General features: G+C 70.7%; 14 protein-coding genes. 2 read left to right on the top strand and 12 right to left on the bottom strand.

What is annotated here, in order from left to right; translation table 11 throughout:
• Positions 1 to 21 precede the first annotated feature (21 nt).
• The 4 genes from MTY59_RS15790 to log form a co-directional block, all read right to left on the bottom strand.
• Positions 22 to 1,038, bottom strand: a complete 1,017-nt coding sequence (locus tag MTY59_RS15790; RefSeq protein ID WP_221041983.1) for a glucosyl-3-phosphoglycerate synthase — start codon at positions 1,036 to 1,038, stop codon at positions 22 to 24.
• The gene (gene folP, locus MTY59_RS15785) at positions 1,035 to 1,859 is read right to left on the bottom strand and encodes a dihydropteroate synthase (protein ID WP_250160870.1); all 825 of its coding nucleotides are present in this window, start codon (positions 1,857 to 1,859) and stop codon (positions 1,035 to 1,037) included. Before folP ends, MTY59_RS15790 begins: the two co-directional genes overlap by 4 nt.
• 185 nt (positions 1,860 to 2,044) lie before the next feature.
• Positions 2,045 to 3,823: a long-chain-acyl-CoA synthetase FadD6 gene (gene fadD6 / locus MTY59_RS15780; protein WP_221041981.1), complete on the bottom strand. Its 1,779-nt coding sequence runs from the start codon at positions 3,821 to 3,823 to the stop codon at positions 2,045 to 2,047.
• Between the two features lie 74 nt (positions 3,824 to 3,897).
• On the bottom strand, positions 3,898 to 4,461 hold the full coding sequence (gene log / locus MTY59_RS15775; RefSeq protein ID WP_221041980.1) for a cytokinin riboside 5'-monophosphate phosphoribohydrolase: 564 nt from the start codon (positions 4,459 to 4,461) through the stop codon (positions 3,898 to 3,900).
• Positions 4,462 to 4,548: 87 nt separating this feature from the next.
• On the opposite strand from log, the gene MTY59_RS15770 reads away from it, so the two are divergent.
• Positions 4,549 to 6,675: an AAA family ATPase gene (locus tag MTY59_RS15770; RefSeq protein WP_221041979.1), complete on the top strand. Its 2,127-nt coding sequence runs from the start codon at positions 4,549 to 4,551 to the stop codon at positions 6,673 to 6,675.
• On the opposite strand, the gene dapE is transcribed toward MTY59_RS15770, so the two are convergent.
• The 3 genes from dapE to MTY59_RS27705 are packed head-to-tail and all read right to left on the bottom strand — an operon-like array spanning position 6,672 to position 9,771.
• A complete protein-coding gene (dapE, locus tag MTY59_RS15765) occupies positions 6,672 to 7,736 on the bottom strand; it encodes a succinyl-diaminopimelate desuccinylase (RefSeq protein WP_221041978.1) in 1,065 nt (354 codons plus the stop codon). The genes MTY59_RS15770 and dapE overlap by 4 nt on opposite strands.
• Positions 7,737 to 7,779: 43 nt before the next feature.
• Complete coding sequence (locus tag MTY59_RS15760) at positions 7,780 to 8,928, bottom strand: PPE family protein (RefSeq protein ID WP_221041977.1); 1,149 nt, start codon at positions 8,926 to 8,928, stop codon at positions 7,780 to 7,782.
• Positions 8,929 to 8,955: 27 nt separating this feature from the next.
• Positions 8,956 to 9,771 carry a PPE family protein, SVP subgroup gene (locus MTY59_RS27705; RefSeq protein WP_221041976.1) on the bottom strand — a complete coding sequence of 272 codons (816 nt, stop codon included), beginning with the start codon at positions 9,769 to 9,771 and terminating at the stop codon, positions 8,956 to 8,958.
• Positions 9,772 to 10,076: 305 nt separating this feature from the next.
• Between MTY59_RS27705 and dapD the strand changes: the two genes are divergently transcribed.
• Complete coding sequence (gene dapD / locus MTY59_RS15750) at positions 10,077 to 11,030, top strand: 2,3,4,5-tetrahydropyridine-2,6-dicarboxylate N-succinyltransferase (RefSeq protein WP_221046467.1); 954 nt, start codon at positions 10,077 to 10,079, stop codon at positions 11,028 to 11,030.
• Positions 11,031 to 11,037: 7 nt separating this feature from the next.
• On the opposite strand, the gene MTY59_RS15745 is transcribed toward dapD, so the two are convergent.
• From MTY59_RS15745 to MTY59_RS15725, 5 genes are all read right to left on the bottom strand, one after another.
• Complete coding sequence (locus MTY59_RS15745; protein ID WP_221046466.1) at positions 11,038 to 12,333, bottom strand: MFS transporter; 1,296 nt, start codon at positions 12,331 to 12,333, stop codon at positions 11,038 to 11,040.
• A 188-nt stretch (positions 12,334 to 12,521) separates the two neighbouring features.
• Complete coding sequence (locus MTY59_RS15740; protein WP_221041975.1) at positions 12,522 to 13,937, bottom strand: acyl-CoA synthetase; 1,416 nt, start codon at positions 13,935 to 13,937, stop codon at positions 12,522 to 12,524.
• A 23-nt stretch (positions 13,938 to 13,960) separates the two neighbouring features.
• Positions 13,961 to 14,869 carry an alpha/beta fold hydrolase gene (locus MTY59_RS15735; RefSeq protein ID WP_221041974.1) on the bottom strand — a complete coding sequence of 303 codons (909 nt, stop codon included), beginning with the start codon at positions 14,867 to 14,869 and terminating at the stop codon, positions 13,961 to 13,963.
• A gap of 60 nt (positions 14,870 to 14,929) precedes the next feature.
• On the bottom strand, positions 14,930 to 17,224 hold the full coding sequence (locus MTY59_RS15730; RefSeq protein WP_221041973.1) for a CaiB/BaiF CoA transferase family protein: 2,295 nt from the start codon (positions 17,222 to 17,224) through the stop codon (positions 14,930 to 14,932).
• Positions 17,221 to 18,681: an aldehyde dehydrogenase family protein gene (locus MTY59_RS15725; protein ID WP_221041972.1), complete on the bottom strand. Its 1,461-nt coding sequence runs from the start codon at positions 18,679 to 18,681 to the stop codon at positions 17,221 to 17,223. The genes MTY59_RS15730 and MTY59_RS15725 overlap by 4 nt, the downstream gene beginning before the upstream one ends.
• Between the last annotated feature and the right edge of the window lie 129 nt (positions 18,682 to 18,810).

Here is an 18,810-nt window from a genome sequence, read left to right as displayed (position 1 = left end):
GACGCGGGTCGCCACCATCGACTACCGAGGCCTGAGCACCCGCATCGGCGGCCGGTCCGCCAGCGACACCGGCGAGGTGCGCTGGGTGTAACCCTGAAAATCGGAGCCATCGGGGCCGTCGGCGACGAACTGCGTCAGCCCGACGCCGGAGTCCGGGATGCCGCAGCGCGACAGCAGGGTCGCGATGATCTGGCGGCTCATCACGCCCAGCTCGGCCAGCGGCCGGTTGCGGTGCGCACGCACGCCCAGGTTGACCTGGGCGATCGCGTCCAGGCCCAGCCGGTCGAAGGTGTCCACCAGCAGGCCGATCTCCACGCCGTAGCCCGGCGCGAACGGCAACGAGGTCAGCAGCTCGCGGCTGGCCGCATACTCGCCGCCCAGCGGCTGCACCACGCAGCCCAGCTCCGGACGCAGCGCCGCAAGCAACGGCCGGGCCACCAGCTCGGTGACGCGCCCGCCGCCGGTGGCGCTGACGTCGCCGCCGACGTCGCCGACGTCGCTGAGCTCGCTGCCCCGCAGCGGCCGTCGGTAGAAGCTTTTGACCAGGTGAATGCCGTCGCCGGTGAGCATCGGGCCGACCAGCCACGGCACGAACATGGGGTGCGGGTCGATCAGGTCGGAGTCGACGAACACCACGATGTCCCCGCTGGTGGCCGCCAGCGAGCGCCACAACGCCTCGCCCTTTCCGGGACGTATCGGCACCTCGGGCAGGGCCTGCTCGCGGCTGACGACGCGGGCGCCCGCGGCGACGGCGCGGATCTCGGTGTCGTCGGTGGAGCCCGAATCGAGCACGATCAGCTCGTCGACCAGCCCATCCACCAGCGGTGAGATGCTTTCGATCACCGACTCGACGGTTTCTTCCTCGTTGAGGGCCGGCAGCACCACCGAGATGGTCCGCCCGGCCTTCGCGGCTTCGAGTTCGGCGATGGTCCAGCTCGGACGGTTCCGCCTGTCGTTGGCCAGCCACACATCTCCGGGCCGGGCGGCAAGCGCCCTGTCCTTGGCGAGATCACCGGCGAACAGATCCGATGCGGTCATGCCAGCCCCCTCACCGTGCGCGCCGGCGGGCGGGTGCCCTGGATCGAGGCCACCATTTCCAGCACCCGGCGGGTGGCCGCGACCTGGTGCACACGGAACATGCGCGCACCCGCCGCGGCCGCCAGCGCGGTGGCGGCCAACGTTCCCTCGAGCCGCTCGGTCAGTTCCACACCCAGAGTCTCCCCGACGAAGTCCTTGTTGCTCAAAGCCATGAGCACGGGCCACCCGGTATCGACAAGGTCGCTCACGTGGCGCAAGAGCAGCAGCCCGTGGAAGGTGTTCTTGCCGAAGTCGTGGGTGGGATCGATCAGCACCCGGTCGCGGGCCACCCCGCAGGCCACCGCCCGCTCGGCGGCCGCGGTGACCTGGGCGATGACGTCGTCGACCACGCCGCGCGTGGTGGTGCCGTAGTTCACCCGGAACGGGCGCGTGCGCGGCAGCGCGTTGCCGGTGTGCGAACACACCAGGCCCGCCCCGAACTCGGCGGCCACCTCCGGCAGCGCCGGGTCGATGCCGCCCCAGGTGTCGTTGATCAGGTCCGCACCGGCTGCGCAGGCCTCCTTGGCGACCTCCGAGCGCCAGGTATCGGCGCTGATCAAGTGGTCGGGATAGGCATCGCGCAGCCATTCGATGAACGGCACCAGCCGGGCGATCTCGGTGTCGGCGTCGACCTCTTGACCGGGGCCGGCTTTGACGCCGCCGACATCGATGACATCGGCGCCGTCGGCGACGGCCAGGTGCACGGCCGCCCTGGCGGCCTCGTCGCTGAAGGTCGCGCCCTTGTCATAGAACGAGTCCGGGGTGCGGTTGATGATCGCCATGATCAGCGCGCGATCGCCGGCGACCGGGCGGCCGCACAGCGTCGACCGGCCGGCGCTCGCCGGTGGTGTCGGTCGGCCGGCGGACGCCGACGGTGTCGAATGCACAAGTACATGGTGCCCGGTCGCCGCCGCGCGCGCGGCCCGGGGACCGCAGTCGGCGGGAGCCGGCCGCGGGTGGGCCCGGCTCAGGGGCGTTTGCCGTCCGCCACTTCGCCGGGGTATTCGTCGTAGTAGGGCACGTAGCCCTCGTCGCGCCCGGCCAGCACGTACAGCGGGTCCTTCACGTCCGAGCCGTAGGCCTGCTCGCGCAGCTCCACCTTGCGGCTCTTGAAGGTCGTGGTCTGCTCGATGGACTCCACCACCCGCACGAACAGCGGCAGCGCGTAGGCGGGCAGCTGGTCGTACACGGAGCGGGCCAGCGACTGGCCGTCGAACTCGGCGCCGTTGCGCAGTTTGACCGCGGCCATCCCGGCGCGGCCGCCGGTGCGCGGCACCTCGACCCCGAAGACCGTGCAGTCCTCGACGGAGTCGTCGGACGCCAGCGCCGCCTCGACCTGCGTGGTGGCGACGTTCTCGCCCTTCCACCGGAACGTGTCGCCGAGCCGGTCGACGAAGGCGGCGTGCCCCATGCCTTGCGGGCTCATCACGTCACCGGTGTTGAACCAGCAGTCGCCCTCACGAAAAGCGTTGCGCACCAACTTCTTTTCGCTCGACTCCTGGTCGGTGTAGCCGTCGAACGGCTGCAGCCGATTCACCGGGCTGAGCAACAAACCGGGCTCGCCGGCCGGCACCCGGCGGACCCGCCCGTTGTCGTCACGCAGCGGGGCGCCGGTGTCGGGGTCGTACTCGACGTAGGCCAGCGGCATCGGGAAGACGCCGGTGGAACGGGGCACGTTGAAGACGTTGATGAAGGCCGCGTTGCCTTCGCTGGAGGCGTAGAACTCGCATACCCGGGCGATGCCGAATCGCTTGGTGAACTCGTCCCAGATCTCCGGACGCAGCCCGTTTCCGGCGATCAGCCGCACCCGGTGCGCGCGGTCGGTCGGCTTGGCCGGCTGGTTGAGCAGGTACCGGCACACCTCGCCGATGTAGATGAACGCGGTGGCATCGTTGGCGATCACCTCGTCCCAGAACTTCGACGCCGAGAACGACTTGCCCAGCGCCAGCGTCGCCCCCGAGTTGATCACCGACGACAGCGCCACCGTCAGCGCATTGTTGTGGTACAGCGGCAGGCAGCAGTAGAGCGTATCGGAGCTCTTGAGCCGCAACCCGATCCCGCCGAAAGCCGCAAGCGCCTTGAGCCACCGCAGGTGCGTCATGACGCTGGCCTTCGGGAATCCCGTTGTGCCCGAGGTGAAGATGTAGAACGCTGTGTCCCTGGCGTGCACGGCCGACGCCGATGCGGGGTTGGTGGCCGGCGCGCTCACCGCGAACCGCTCCAGGTCCTCGACGGTCAGCGTCTCGGTGCTCCCCGAGCCGCCGCACTCGGCCACGGCGCTGACCAGATCGGCCTCGGCGATGAGCACCTTGGCGTCCAGCAGGCCGAGGCTGTGCGCGAGCACCTCGCCGCGCTGGTGGTAGTTGAGCATGCCGGCGACCGCGCCGCACTTGACCGCGGCCAGCATGGCCAGCACGGTGTTGGGCGAGTTGCGCAACATGATGGCGACCACGTCGCCCTGGCCGACGCCGCGCGCGGCCAGCACGGCGGCGTACCGGTTGGCGGCCGCGTTGGCGTCGCGGTAGGTCAGTTGCTGATCGCCCATGCGCAGGAAGATCCGGTCGCCGTAGCGGGCGGCCCGCTCCTGGAACACCGTGCCGATCGATTTCTTGGAACCCGGCTGGGCCAGCAGCCCGGTCATCGCGCCGCGCACGATCACCGGCAGGTCGGCCAGCACCGCCGGCACCCGAGATGCGATGTCGGTCAGTTTGACCGCCGTGCGCGCTCCCCCGTCACGATCGGACACGTGATCCCCTCAATTCGTTTCCAAAGTCAAGCTCGGCGGACAGCCTAGTAGGGGTGGCAAACCCGGCGACGGCCTCAGCCGGGTGCGCACACTTCCAGCGCCGCGCTCACCTTGTCGACCAGCACCAACCGGTCCATCGCCACCTGGGAGATGTAACCGTTGTCCAGCAGTCCGCACAACCAGGTCCACAGCCCTTCGTAGTGACCGAACGGATCCAGCAACACGATGGGTTTGTCGTGCAGGCCGAGGAAGGCCGTCGTCCATGCGTCGAGCAACTCGTCGAGGGTGCCGAGGCCACCGGGCAGCACGACGAACGCGTCGGCACGGCCCTCCATGAGCTGCTTGCGCTCGTGCATGGTGTCGCTGACGATCAGCTCGTCGGCGTCCGCGTCGGCGATCTCGCGGCGCATCAGGATCTTGGGGATGACGCCGACGGTCCGGCCGCCGCGACCGCGCGCCGCGCTCGCCACCGCGCCCATCGCCGACACCCGTCCCCCACCCCACACCAGCGTCCAGCCGCGCTCGGCGATCGCCTCGCCGAGTTCCGCAGCGACGCCGAGCAATTCGGGATGCTGCGGGCCGGATGCGCAGTACACGCAGACCGACCACTCGCTGGACGAAGCGCGTTGGCCGGGCATATCCGCCAAAGGTAGACCAACCGCGTACGGCCCGTCATATCTGGGCTTTCGCCCTGCCGCCCCGCTCTCGCGCCATAAAATTCGGCAGTGCCGATTCGATGGAACGTCCCCCAACACGCGACGGCCTCAGAGCGGCTGGACGCGGCGTTGGCCGACGGGGCGCGCGGGGCGGTGGTGCTGGGACCCGACGGCGTCGGCAAATCCACCCTGGCCCGGGTGGCCGCGGAGCGGTTTGCCGGCCTGCACCCGAACACGCTCGTCCGCTGGGTCACCGGCACCCCGACCGAACGCGCCGTCCCGTTCGGGGCGTTCAGCCATCTGGTGGAGATCGCCGAGCTCGGCAAGCCGGCCGCGCTGTTGCGGGCCGCCCGGGCATCGCTGGGCGGCGACGACCTCCTGCTGATCGTCGACGACGCCCAACACCTGGACGTGCTGTCGGCCACGCTGGTCTACCAGCTGGCGCGCGACGGCGCCGGACGGCTCATCGTCACCGCGCAAGCCGACTCCGCCCCCGAGGCGGTCGCGGCGCTGTGGAGCGACGGCCTGCTCACCCGGATCGACATCGAGCCGCCCGGCGGGGCGACCGCGCCGGTGGAGATCAACACCTTCCTCGCCGAGCTCCCCGCGGCGGCGCGGTCGGTGCTGGAGTATCTCGCCGTCGCGGAGCCGCTATCGGTCGCCGACCTGACCGCGCTCGCCGGTGACGGCGCGGTGGCCGACGCGGTGACGTGGGGCGCCGCGGAGACCCGGGTGCGCGGCGGGTCGTCGGACGACCCGGTCGTCTATACCGCCCACCCGCTGTTCGCCGACCGGACGCGGGCCACGCTGGACCCCGAAGACGCCCGGCGACGGCCCGCCGACCTGGTCAGGATGCTGTCGCAGCGGCCTTCCGAGCACCTCAGTGACCGGTTGCGGCTGGTGTCGCTGGCGCTGGACAGCGACACTCCCCCGCGGGTCGCCGACGTCGTCGCCGCCGCCCAGCAGGCGCTGCGGCTGGGCGACCTGGCGCTGGGCGAACGGCTGGCCCGGTGGGCGCTGCAGCGGTCCGGCGGGTTGGCGGCGCGGCTCGCGCTGGCGCACGCCCTGGCCTGGCAGGGCCGCGGCCGGGAGGCCGATTCGGTGCTGGCCGATGTCGACTCCACCGCGTTGACGGAAGCGGCGCTGATGGACTGGGCGCTGCTGCGGGCGGCGAACCAGTTCTGGATGCTCAGCGAACCCGAGCGCGCCACCGCGTTCCTGCGAACCGTGCGCAATCGGGTCACCGATACCGGCCCGCGGACCACCCTGGACGCGCTCAGCGCGACCTTCGCGATGAACGCGGGCAATGTCGGGCACGCCGTGAGGGTCGCCGGCGACGTCCTCGCATCCCCGGCGGCCGACGACCAGGCGGTGGCCTGGGCGGCCAGTGCCGGCGCACTCTGCGCGGCGCGCGAAGGCCGCTTCGATGACGTCGAGCCGCTGGCGCGGCGCGCCCTGGGTGCCGAACACCCCGGGCTGCTGCGCTTCACGATCGGGCTGGGTCAGACGACCGCGCTGTTGATGGCCGGCCGCCACGACCAGGCCCGCCGGCTCGCCCAGCAGTTCACCGACTTCGCCGAGCTGCAACAGCCGGGCCGCGCCATCGGCGAGGTGCTGCTGGCGCATGTTCTGATTGCGAGCGGCGAATTCGGCTCTGCGGCAGCACTATTGGCTCCGGCGGCGGGCACCCTGGAGCGCACCGGTTACTCGTGGGGGCCCCTGTCGCTGACGCTGCTGGCCACCGCGCTGGCCCAGCAGGGCGACACCGCCGCCGCGGCAAAGGCGTTGAGCAGGGCCGAATCCCGGCACGGCACCAAGTCGGCGCTGTTCGCGCCCGAGCTCGGGGTGGCGCGGGCGTGGCGGCTGGCCTTGGTGCGCGACACGCACGGCGCGGTGGCCGCCGCGCGCGACGCCGCCCGGATGGCCGAACGCGGCGGCCAGCGGGGCGTAGCGGTGCGCGTCTGGCACGAGGCCGTGCGGCTCGGCGACACCCGGGCCGCCGACCCTTTGGCCCGACTCTGCGCCGAGATCGACTGCGTTGCGGGCAGAATCGCGCTGACCCATGCGCGCGCGCTGGCCGCCGGCGATGACGTGGGTCTGCGGGCGGTGTCGGACGAGCTGACGTCGATCGGCATGCACGCGGCCGCCGCCGACGCCGCCGCGCAGGCGCAGCGGTGCGGCGCCGGGACGGCCTAGCCGTTCAGGTAGCCGCGCAGCACGTCCACCGCGGCGGTGATGTCGGCGACCGCGACGCGCTCGTCGCGCTTGTGCGCCAGGTTGGGATCACCCGGCCCGAAGTTGACCGCCGGTATGCCCAGCGCGGCGAACCGTGCCACGTCGGTCCAGCCGTACTTGGCCCGGACGTTGCCGCCGGCCGCCTCGACCAGGGCCTTGGCTGCGGGTTGGGACAGCCCAGGCAGCGCGCCGGCCGCCGCGTCGGTCTGTTCGATGTGCACGTCGAGCCCGGCGAGCACGTCGTGCACGTGTTGCAGCGCCTCGGGCAACGACCGGTCGGGGGCGAAACGGAAGTTGACCGTCACCGCCGCCGCATCGGGAATGACGTTGCCCGCCACGCCGCCGTCGATGCGCACGGCCGACAGGCCCTCGCGGTAGACGCAGCCGTCGATGTCGACGGTGCGCGCCTGGTACGCGGCCAGCCGCTCCAGCACGGCGCCGAGCTTGTGAATCGCGTTGTCGCCCAACCAGGATCGGGCCGAATGCGCACGGGTGCCGCTGGCGCTGACCACCACGCGCAGGGTGCCTTGGCAGCCGGCCTCGATGTAGCCGCCGGTGGGCTCGCCCAGAATCGCCACGTCGGCGGCCAGCCAGTCCGGCAGCTCGCGTTCGATGCGGCCCAATCCGTTTGCCGCGGCGTCGATTTCCTCGCAGTCGTACATCACCAGCGTGAGATCGTGCACCGGGTCGGCGACGGTGGCGGCGAGATGCAGAAAGACCGCGTCCCCGGATTTCATGTCCGCCGTGCCGCAGCCGTACAGGTCGCCGCCGTCGCGGCGGCTGGGCAGGTTGCCGGCCACTGGCACCGTGTCCAGGTGCCCGGCCAGCAGGACCCGCGACGGCCGCCCGTGGTTGGTGCGTGCCAGCACGGCGTTGCCGTTGCGAACGATCTCGAACCCGGCGGTCTGGGCGCGCAGCGCGGCCTCGACCTCGTCGGCCAGCCGCGCTTCGTCCCTCGACTCGCTGGGGATGTCGACCAGCGCGGCGGTCAGCGCGATCGGATCTCCGCGTAAGTCCAGCACGGTCCAACGATAGCGAGTCACCGACCGCGGTGAGCCGCGCGAGCTAGACGAGTAACCGCGTGGGCATCACCTTCGGTTTGACGCCGTAGCGCGGCCCCATGCCATAGCCGCCGCCCCGCCCCGCCGAGGCGACCGCGGGCATGCCGGACGCCCACGTGGTGTGCGCGTCCTCGGTTGGCGCGGTCCACCCCGTGCCCGCGACGGTCGGGGCAGGGACCCGGGGGGTCGCCGCCGACCACGCGGCGGGCGTCGACAATCCGCCGACCGGGGACGCCGAGCCCACGCTCGCCAGCACCGGTCCGGCACCCACGCCCGCGGTGCTGACCGGGGCAGCCGCGCTCACCAGGGCGCCACCGCCGACGGCGCCTTGCACATCGCCGGCGACGCCAGCGGACGCGGCCGTGTCGAGGGTGTGGTTGTAGAGGATGTTGGACACGATGGTGTTGAACAGGTTCCACGACCCCACGTCGAAAACGGCGTTGCCGGTCTGGTTCACCACCGGGTCGCCCAGCACGCTGTCCAGCGTGCTCAGGCCCGGCGGGTCCGGCAGTGCGGCCGGCGCGGCGAACGACTGCACGGCGTTGGGCACGTTGGAGACGACCCCGCGCAACCCACTCGTCTGCGCGGCCGTGGCCGCAGTCTGCACGCCCAACCCGCCCGGGCTGTTGGTGGGCGCCGGTGACGTCAACGGGCTCAGCCGCGCCGCGGCGGCGGATGACGCGGCGTAGCCATACATCGCGGCGGCGTCCTGGGCCCACATCTCGCCGTACTGCGCCTCGGTGGCGGCGATGGCCGCGGTGTTCTGGCCCAGCACGTTGGTCGCGACCAGCGCCGCGAGCTGGGCCCGGTTGGCCGCGACCAGTGGCGGCGGCACGGTCATAGCGAAGGCCGCCTCGTAGGCGGCGGCCGACGCCATGGCCTGGGAGGCCGCCTGTTGCAACTGGGCCGCGGTGGTGTGCATCCACATCACGTACGGCTCGGCGGCGGTGGCCATCGCGACCGAGGACGGACCTATCCACTCCTCGCCGGTCAGATTCGAAATCGCCGACTGGCTGGCGGCGGCGGTCGTACTCAGTTCGTCGGCCAGGGCGCTGAAGGCCGCCGCGGCCGCCATCATCGGTGCGGCGCCGGCGCCGGTGTACATGCGTAGGGAGTTGACCTCTGGGGGCAGTGCTCCGAAGTCGAAAGTCATTGTGTTGCTCCTGTTCTCAGTGGGTGTTTAGACGGTGGGTGTGGGCATCACGACGGGCTTGACGCCGTAGCGGGGCGCGCCCAGGCCGTAGCCCCCGCGCCCGGTGGTGGCCATCGACGGCACGCCACCCGGGATGGTGGTTATCGCCGCGTTGTGGGGTACGGCGCTGGTGAAGCCCGCCCCCGTCAGCGTCGCTGCGGTGGGATTCACCGCGGGCACACCGCTTGCCGCCCAACTGGGTGGCACCGACAATGCGCCGATCGAGGGCCCTCGGCCCATGCTCGCCAGCATGGGCGCCGCACCGACGACCGCGGGGGCCGGCGCCGCGGAAACACTCGCAGTCGCTGAGCTGAGACCCGGGGGCACGAAATTCGGGATCCCGGACGCGCCGGGGACGGGCGCGAATTGTCCCTCGCCCAAGGTGATGAAGTCCGACGCGGCGGCGCCGACGTTCTGAGTCCACTCGATGGTGGTGCCGAGGGAGGTGTCCCCGGGTGGTGGGTCGGCGGCTGCGGCGGCCGGTGCAAACTGCTGCAGCGCCGTGGCGCTGGTGCTTACCTGGTTCGCGGCTTCCGTCGTTCCGTACGAACCGGCGTTGCTGTTCAGGTTGTTCACCAGGCTCTGGTGAATCGCGCGCGCCTGGCCGCTGACCTGCTGATACCAGGCACCGTAGGCCGAGAATTGCGCGGCCTGCAACGCGGACACCTCGTCGGCGGCCGCGGGAGCGATGCTCGTCGTGGGCGCCGCGGCTGCGGCGTCCTGGGCGGCCATCGAAGAGCCGAGGCCTTCGAGGGTGCTCGCCGCGAACAGCAGCGCCTCGGGCCGTGTGGTGACAAAGGACATGTTCTTCTCCTCGGGCAATCGGGCGGCCACAACGGACCGGCGACCAAGGGATCTGCGACGAGGCCGGAAAACAACCCCCGGACCCCCGGAAGCTGCGTACCCGAAACGGTGAAATTCACGCCTTGACCTGCTAGGACTGGCCAAGCCGAACGTCCGCCAACCCGTACCGCTGGCCTGGTGGACCGAATTATGTTGCCCGCGTTGGTCTTTGGATGCTGCGAGGCATGCTTGGCCGATGGCACCCCCGCTTGCCCTTCGCGTTCGCCCGCAGGGCGCGCGGATTCGGACCGGACCCGGCAAGTAACCTGACCGCCGTGACTAGAGCTGCAGGTATCGGGCTGGCGACGCTGGCCGCCGACGGATCGATCCTCGACACGTGGTTTCCCGCACCGGAACTGACCGAATCGGGCACCAGCGCGACGTCGCGGCTGGCGCTGTCCGACGTGCCCCCGGAGCTGACCGCGCTGATCGGTCGCGACGACGACCGCGGCACCGAGACCGTCGCCGTACGCACGGTCATCGGCTCACTGGACGACGTGGCCGCCGACGCCTACGACGCCTACCTGCGATTGCATCTACTCTCGCACCGGCTGGTGGCGCCGCATGGGCTGAACGCCGGCGGCTTATTCGGGGTATTGACCAATGTCGTTTGGACTAACCGCGGACCGTGCGCCATCGAGGGCTTCGAGGTCGTCCGGGCCCGGCTGCGGCGCCACGGACCGGTGACGGTTTACGGCGTCGACAAGTTCCCCCGCATGGTCGATTACGTCCTGCCGACCGGGGTGCGCATCGCCGACGCCGACCGGGTGCGCCTGGGCGCCCACCTGGCCCCGGGCACGACGGTGATGCACGAGGGCTTCGTCAACTACAACGCCGGCACGCTGGGGGCGTCGATGGTGGAGGGGCGCATCTCCGCCGGCGTGGTGGTCGACGACGGCTCCGACATCGGCGGTGGCGCGTCGATCATGGGCACACTGTCCGGCGGTGGCACCGAGGTGATTTCGATCGGCAAGCGCTGCCTGCTCGGCGCCAACGCGGGCCTGGGCATCTCACTGGGCGACGACTGCGTCGTCGAGGCGGGCCTGTATGTCACCGCGGGCACCAAAGTCATTACGCCCGAAGGCAAGACGCTGAAGGCCCTGGAGCTGTCCGGCGGCAACAACCTGTTGTTCCGCCGCAATTCGGTGAGCGGGGCGGTGGAAGTGGTGGCCCGCGGCGGGCAGGGCATCGCCCTCAACGAGGACCTGCACGCCAACTGAGGGTGCGCTATAGGTCGGCGGGGACCCGCTCGTCGACGGCGACGGTCCGCAGCGCGGTCCCCCTGGTTTCGGGCAGCAGCCAGACGGATACGAAACTGGCCACCACGAGGGTCGCCATCATGAGCCCGATCGCCCAGCTGCCGTAGGTCGCCAGCAACGTGCCCGCCAGCAGCGGTGGCGCCGCGGCGCCCAGGATGCCGGCCAGGTTCATCGCCACCGCCGCGCCGCTGTAGCGGTAGCGCGTGGCGAACAGTTCGGGAACGAAGGCCCCGGTGGGGCCGTTGGCCACCGCCGCGCAGGCGAACATGCCCAGGATGGCGACCGCGTACAGGACCGGGCTGCCGGTGTCCATCAGCGGGATGACCACGAACGCCCACGGCAGGCACGCCGCCAGCCCCCACAGCATCACCCGGCGACGCCCGACGCGGTCGGAAAGCCATGCCCCGAACGAGACGAACGCGATGCTGGTCAGCCCGCCCAGGGCGCCGACGCCCCAGATGAAGCTGCGCGAGTAGCCCAGGTGGGAGTGCGCGTACATGACCAGGAAGGTGTTGCCCAGGTAGACGAAGCCCATGCCGCCCAGGAAGCAGCCCGCGACCAGCACGATCTCCCGCCGCTGGAATCGCACCAGCTCCGCCAGCGGCGCTTTGGGCACCTGGTTGCGGGCCTTCTCCTCCACGAACAGCGGGGTCTCGTCGATGTTGAGCCGCACATAGAGGGCAATGGCGATCAGCCCGCTGCTGATCAGGAAGGGCACCCGCCATCCCCATTCCAGGAACGCGGGGCTTCTCTCGCCGACGGTGAGGCTGACGGCGAGGAAGGTCAGGCTGGCGAGTATGCCCGCGGTGCCGCCGCCCAGCGAGGTGAACATGCCGTACCAGCCGCGTTTGCCGGGCGGCGCGTACTCGGCGCTGAGCAGGACGGATCCGGCCCACTCGCCGCCGACGGCGAAGCCTTGCAGCAGCCGCAGAACGATGAGGATCAACGGCGCCGCGATCCCGATCGACGCCGTGTCGGGGACCAGGCCCACGCTGACCGTCGATGCGCCCATGATCAGCAGCGTGGCGACGAGCGTCTTCTTGCGGCCCAGCCGGTCGCCGAAGTAGCCGAAGACGGCCGCCCCCAGCGGGCGGGACAGGAACGCCGTCGCAAACGTCGCCATCGAGGCGACGGTGGCCACCGTCGGGCCCAGGTGCGGAAAGAAGACCGCGGGAAACACCAGCGCCGCCGCGGTCCCGTAGATCAGGAAGTCGTAGAACTCGATCGCCGAGCCCACCAGGCAGGCCATCGCGATCCGCCGCATGGGGGTAGGGGCGGCGGCGCCCACGGGTCGAGCGGGGTCACCCATGGCGGCCGTTCGCCGTCCGGTTACATCGATGCACGGTTACGACGGTAGGTGAAGCTTCGCGGCCACGCCCGGCGCCGCAGCTGGCAAATTGCTGCGTGTCTTGGCGCCCGGCTGACCAGGTGCTACCCGGTTGAGCGGCGGGCTCAGCCGTCGGTCAGCAGCTGCTTTTTGAGCACCTTGCCCATGGCGTTGCGCGGCAGCGCGTCCACGATGCGCACCTCGCGCGGCCGCTTGTGCACCGAAAGCTGCTGGGCGACATAGTCGATCAGTGCGTCGCCGTCGGCGGATCCGACGACGAACGCGACGATGCGCTGACCCAGGTCCGGATCGGGCATCCCGACGACGGCCGCCTCCTGGACGCCCGGATGCCCGCGCAGCACCGTTTCGATCTCGCCCGCGCCGATGCGGTAACCGCCGGACTTGATCAGGTCGACCGACTCGCGACCGACGATGCGGTGCACCCCGTCGGCGTCGATCACCGCGACGTCGCCTGTGCGGTACCAGCCGTCGGTGTCGAACGCGTCGGCGGTGGCGTCCGGCCGGTTGAGGTAGCCGTCGAACATCATCGGCCCGCGCACGTGCAGTTTCCCGACGGTCTCGCCGTCGTGCGGCACCAGCGCGCCGTCGTCGTCGAGCACCCGGGTCTGCACGCCGCTCAGCGGCAGGCCCACCCACCCCGGGCGCCGCTCGCCGTCGGCCCGGGTGGACAGCGTGATCAGCGATTCCGACGCGCCATAGCGTTCCAGGGGCTGGTGCCCGGTGAGCCCGGCCAGCCGGTCGAACACCGGAACCGGCAGCGGTGCGCTGCCGGACACCAGCAGCCGCGCCGGGCGCAGCGCCCGGGCGGCCGCTTCATCGTCCACCACCCGCGACCACACCGTGGGCACCCCGAAAAACAGCGTGCCGCCGTGGTCGGTCCCGGCCTGCGCGTAGCCCGCCGGCGTCGGCTTGCCGGTGTGGATGAAGCGATTCCCGATCCGCAGCGAGCCGAGCAGGCCCAGCACCAGGCCGTGCACGTGAAAGAGCGGCAAGCCGTGCACCAAGACGTCGTCGGCCGTCCACTGCCAGGCTTCCGCGAGGGCGTCGAGGTCGGCCGCGATCGCCCGTCGGCTCAGCACCACGCCTTTGGGCAGCCCGGTGGTCCCCGAGGTGTAGATGATCATCGCGGTGGCGTCGGGCGACGGCTCGACGTACCGGTGCCAGGAGCGGGCGTGCAACCGGACCGGGATGTGCGGCAGCCCCTCCGGTTCGTCGGGCATCGGCCCGAGCCAGGCTTGTACTCCGGAATCGGTCAGCATGTGCCGGCGTTCGGCGGCGCCGACGTCGGCGGGTACCGGGACGAAGGGCACCCCGGCGATCAGGCATCCGGTGACGGCCAGCACCGTCGCGGCGGTCGGGGCGGCCAGGATGGCGACGCGGCCCGCCCCGCCCACCCGTTCGGCCACCGACGTCGCGGCGCCGGCCAGGTCGCTGCGACTGAGCACGGTGCCATCGATGCGCACCGCGTCGGCGACATCGGTGGCGGTCAGGGCCGAGGGGTTAAGCGACGCCAGCAGCACGTGAGCAGGCTACCCGGAGAAGGTCAGCCCTTCTCGTCCCAGATCTTCATCAGGGTGGACAGGATCTCCTCGCCGCGGCCCAGCCCGGCGAGGTGGCTTTCGCCGGGCAGCACGAACAGCTCGCAGTCGGGCAGCAACGAAACCACGTGCTGGCCGTGGGCGAACGGGACGATGTGGTCGCTGTCGCCGTGCCACCAGCGCACCGGGACCTTGACCTCGTCGAGCCGGAATCCCCAGTCCCGGGTGAACAGGATGATGTCGTTGAAGGGGGCCGCCAGCTGCTTGCGGCTGCCGTTGAGCAGGTCGTCGAGAAACATGGCCCCGAACTCGGGCCGGGTGAGCAGGCGCCGGTCGGCTTCGGGCGACACCGCGGCATAGAGGTACAGCGCGGTGCTCGCGACGGGTCGGATGGCCCGGACCATGAGGCTCGCGCCGATCCGCAGCGGGTCACCGCCCAGCTGCAAGAGGGGCGCCACCCGTTTGCCCAGGTTCATCAGGCCGCTGGTGATGCCTTCGTCGCCGATGAATGGCGCGACGCCGCCGAGGACGCCGGCCGCGACCACCCGATCGGAAAGCACCGCGGCCGACGCGAGTGCATACGGACCGCCACCGGACAGGCCGATGACGGCCATCTTGTCGATGCCGAGCGTGTCCGCGATGGTCCGCAGGTCCTCGGCGAAGGCCCGGATGTTCTCGTAGCGGTGGGGGGTCGACGAGCCGATCCCGGGGCGGTCCAGCCCGATCAGCCTGATCTTGTGGTTCTCGGCGTACAGGCGGGCTTCGGTGGGAATCTGGCGGCGGGCGCCGGGGGTGCCGTGCAGCCAGAAGACGGCCCGGCCCTGCGGATCGCCGAACTCGGCGAAGCCGATCTGGCGGTCCTCGCCGACGGCGACGTTTCCTTCGAGTTTGGGGCGGGCGATCTCGATGACCATGTCGAGCAGCTTGGCACGTCAGGCACGGTTCACCAAAGGGTGGCCGCGCGTTGCTGGCGGCTAGGCGTTGAGCACCCGCTCGCCGATCACCCTTCGGTCGCGCAGGTCCGCCACCTCCGCCGCGGACAGCCCAAGCTCACGCAGCACCTCGTCGTTGTGCTGGCCGAGCGTCGGCGGGGCGGTGCGGTGGTGATGCCGCGGTCCGGGCGTGATGCGAAAGGGCCAGCCGGGGTAGCGGTGCGGCCCGGTGATCCGGTGTTCCAGCTCCTGGTAGTAGCCGCGCGCGTCGAGCTGGGCCCCGATGAATTCCGGGTCATACATCTGGTCTCCGGTGATCACCCGCTCGGCCGCGATCCCCTGTGCCTGAAGGGTTTCGACGATCGCCGCGGCGGTCTGCGTGCGGGTCCAGGCGGCGACGAGCTCGTCGAAGACGTCGTGGTCGATCGGCTGATCGGGCACCGACAGCGCCACCCACACGTCGTCCTCGTTGGTCGGGTAGACGCCCTGTAGGCAGCCGCGCCGGCGGTTGCCCTCGCGCGGGCGCACGACACCGTTCATCGAGTACTCGATCACCGGTTCGGCGGTGACCGCGGCGGCGACCTCGATCTGGGCTACCTCGATGAGCTGCCCGGCTCCGGTGCGGTTGCGGTGTTCGAGCGCGGCCAGCAGCGCGACCCCGGCGTGCACGCCGACGATCGGATCGGCGGGGCCCTGCGGGTTGCACGGCGGTCCGTCGGGGTAGCCGGTGACCGCCGACATTCCGGAGGTCTGCTCGAAGTTCAGCGCCCAGCCAACGTAGTCGCGCCACGGGCCGTGCAGGCCGTACCCGGGCATCCGCACCACGATCACGTCGGGGTTCAGCGCGCTCAGCGAGTCGTAGTCCAGACCGAAGTTTTCGACGACGCGCGGCGAGAAGTTCTCCACCACGACGTCGGCCTCGGCGGCCAGCCGCCGTGCCAGGTCGAGGCCTCGCGGCGACGTCAGGTCCAGCGTGAGGTCGCGCTTGTTGAGGTTCGTGCCCTGCCAGATGGGGCTGCGCTCGTACCAGTCGTCGCCCTCGTAGGCGAATGCCCCCGAATAACGGTGCCCGTCGGGCCGCTGGATCGATTCGACCTTGACGATGTCGGCGCCGAACGCCCCGAGGTAACACGTCAGGTACGCGCCGGCCCAGAACGTGGTCAGGTCCAGCACCCGCAGCCCGGTGAAGGGCATCGGACCCGTCGACCGCTGCAGCGCTCGGCTGTCACCCGCCCACTTCGCGGTTCGCGACGTTCGTGCGAGCGGAGCGGAAACTGGCTGTGCCACAGAGATTTTCGAGAACCGGAACGGCGGTCCGGGACACCGAAACGACCCGGCGTCGACGAAAAACCCCCGCTCGGCGTATTGCGGGCAATCGAGCACGGTGGCGCCGTCGTTGACCGGGGCCGCCGGAATCCGCAGCGCCTGAGCGAGTTCCATGATCTCGGCGACGGTCTGGCCGGCCAGCACCGGCTCGGCCTTGGCGAAGAAGTCGTCGCGCTCTTGGCCACCCATCATGATCGCGAGCTGATGCTCGCCGAACTCGGGCAGGCCGAGCATCGCGCAGACGTCGAGCCAGTGCTGGCCCGTCAGGCAGTTGATGCCCACCCAGCCGTCGGCGGCTCGGACGACGCCCAGCATGGGCGCCGACCGCAGGTTGGCGGGCAGGCCGAGCCGTCGCATCCGCTGCGCCATCAACATCGGATACGGCAACGTCGACAGCAACGATTCCAGCTGCGAGACATCCACTTCGGCGACGCGGCCGTCGGGTCGCGACCGCAGGGCGGTCAGCGCGCCCAGCGCGCCGTAGGCGCCGGCGACGTACTCGGGGATGCGGGCTCCGACCTGTACCGGTGGGCGCTCGGGATCCCGGGAGCTGATCCAGCCCGATGCCGCCTGCAGGGTCAGGGGTGTGGCCCGCCGGCGGCGGAACGGTCCGGACTGGCCGAACCCAGAAATGCGTAGTAACACCAGGTTTGGGTTGATCCGCTGCAGGTCATCGACCCCGAGCCCGCACCCCTCTAGCGTCCCGGGTCCGGAATCGTCGATCAGCAGGTGCGCCTGGGCGATGAGTGCGCGCGCGGCCTCGAGGTTGTCTGTCACCGAGAGATCAAGCCTGACAGCGTGTTTGCCAGCGTTCAGGTACTCGAACAGGCCCGAGCGATCCGGGTCGACGACGCCCGAGGCGAACGGACCCCAGTGCCGCAGCGGGTCTCCGGTGGGCGGCTCGATCTTGATGACCTCGGCGCCCAGGTCGACGAGAAGCTTTGCCGCGTAGGGACCCGAGATCTCACTGGCGATTTCGACGACGTGCAGCCCCGCAAGGGGTCCGGTCACGCGGGAACCCCGATGGCCATCGGTTCCATGTACTGGTGCAGTCCGCCGATTCCGCCGCCCTCGCGGCCCAGCCCGCTGAGCTTGAAGCCGCCGAACGGCGCGCCGCCCGGGCTGACGCCGTTGACCGCGATCTGGCCGGTGCGGATGCGGCGCGCCACACCGACGGCGCGGTCCACGTCGTCACCCCACACCGCACCGGAGAGCCCGTATTGCGAGTTGTTCGCGATGGCGACGGCCTCGTGGTCGTCGCGGTAGCGCAGTACGGTCAACACCGGACCGAACACTTCCTCTTGCGCGATAGTCGAATTCGGCTCCACCCCGGACAGGATCGTCGGTTCGACGTAGTAGCCGACGTCCAGGCCGGCCGGGCGCCCGCCGCCGGTCACGAGCTTGGCCCCGTCGTTGCGCGCGCCGGCGATGTGCGCCTCGACCCGGTCGCGTTGCGCCGCGCTGATCAGCGGACCCATCTGCACGTCGGGATCGGTGGGGTCGCCCACCTTGACCTCGCGGGCCAACGCGGCAAGGCGATCGACGATGTCGTCGTGCAGCGAATCGGGCAACAGCAGCCGGCTGTGCAGGATGCAGGCCTGTCCGGCGTGCAGCGAACAGGATTCGAACAGCATCTGCTGCAGCATTTCGTCGGTGACTTGCGCGTCGTCGAGGACGATGCTGGCCGACTTGCCGCCCAATTCCAGCAGGATTCGCTTCATCGTATCCCCGGCGGCGGACATCACCTGGCGGCCGACGACCGAGCTGCCGGTGAAGCTCACCATGTCGATGCGCGGATCGGTGGTCAGCAGCTTGGCCGCCTCGACGCTTGCGGGGGTGACCACATTGACCACCCCCGGCGGGATGTCGGTGTGCTCGTCGATGAGCCGCGCCAGCGCCAGCCCGGCCAGCGGTGTCAGCGGAGAGGGCTTGAGCACGACCGTATTTCCCGCGGCCAGCGCATGATTCAGTTTCATCACGTTCAGGCAGTGCGGAAAGTTCCACGGCGTCAACACCGAGACGACACCCAGCGGCGCATGCCGGAGCAACGTGGTGCCGGCGCTGATGCCGGCGACCTCCTGGTCGGCCAGCTGGGTCGCGAGCTGGGCGGCGTGCATGGACATGAACCCGGCTCCGTCGATCTGCATCATGCGCTCGTTGGCGATGCAGCCCCACTCCGCCTGGGACAGCGCGAAGAAGTCGTCGGCGTGCTTGGTCAGCGCCTCGCCCAGCTGGTTCAGGCACCCGGCGCGCTGCTCGGCGGACATCGTGCCCCACGGTCCGCTGTCGAAGGCGCGGCGCGCGGCCGCGATCGCGTCGCCGACCTGCGCGACGCTCGCGTCGGGTGCGGCGGCGATGACGGCCTCGGTGGACGGGGACAGGTCGTCGTAGCGACCGTCCTGGGGCTCGACCCACTGGCCGTCGATGTAGAGCTGGTAGGTCTGGACAAGAGCGGGCAAATCGGCCATGCTGCTTCCTCCGGTCATCTGATCACTTGGTGTACACCCCCGCGTGTCCCCCGTCAATCATCAATCGCGTGAAATCCGAGCTATTCCAATATTTTGGTGTCGTATTGACAGCACGCGGCGGCGCGGAGT

Source organism: Mycobacterium senriense (genome assembly GCF_019668465.1).
GTDB lineage: Bacteria > Actinomycetota > Actinomycetes > Mycobacteriales > Mycobacteriaceae > Mycobacterium > Mycobacterium senriense.
This window is presented reverse-complemented; position numbering and strand designations above follow the sequence as displayed.

Bases quoted from the DNA above. Each gene is read 5' to 3' on its own strand.
- MTY59_RS15790 (WP_221041983.1), bottom strand. From the start codon at position 1,038: ATGACCGCATCGGATCTGTTCGCCGGTGATCTCGCCAAGGACAGGGCG.
- folP (WP_250160870.1), bottom strand. From the start codon at position 1,859: ATGGCGATCATCAACCGCACCCCGGACTCGTTCTATGACAAGGGCGCG.
- log (WP_221041980.1), bottom strand. From the start codon at position 4,461: ATGCCCGGCCAACGCGCTTCGTCCAGCGAGTGGTCGGTCTGCGTGTAC.
- MTY59_RS15760 (WP_221041977.1), bottom strand. From the start codon at position 8,928: ATGACTTTCGACTTCGGAGCACTGCCCCCAGAGGTCAACTCCCTACGC.
- MTY59_RS27705 (WP_221041976.1), bottom strand. From the start codon at position 9,771: ATGTCCTTTGTCACCACACGGCCCGAGGCGCTGCTGTTCGCGGCGAGC.
- MTY59_RS15745 (WP_221046466.1), bottom strand. From the start codon at position 12,333: ATGCGGCGGATCGCGATGGCCTGCCTGGTGGGCTCGGCGATCGAGTTC.
- MTY59_RS15735 (WP_221041974.1), bottom strand. From the start codon at position 14,869: ATGGTCATCGAGATCGCCCGCCCCAAACTCGAAGGAAACGTCGCCGTC.
- MTY59_RS15725 (WP_221041972.1), bottom strand. From the start codon at position 18,681: ATGGCCGATTTGCCCGCTCTTGTCCAGACCTACCAGCTCTACATCGAC.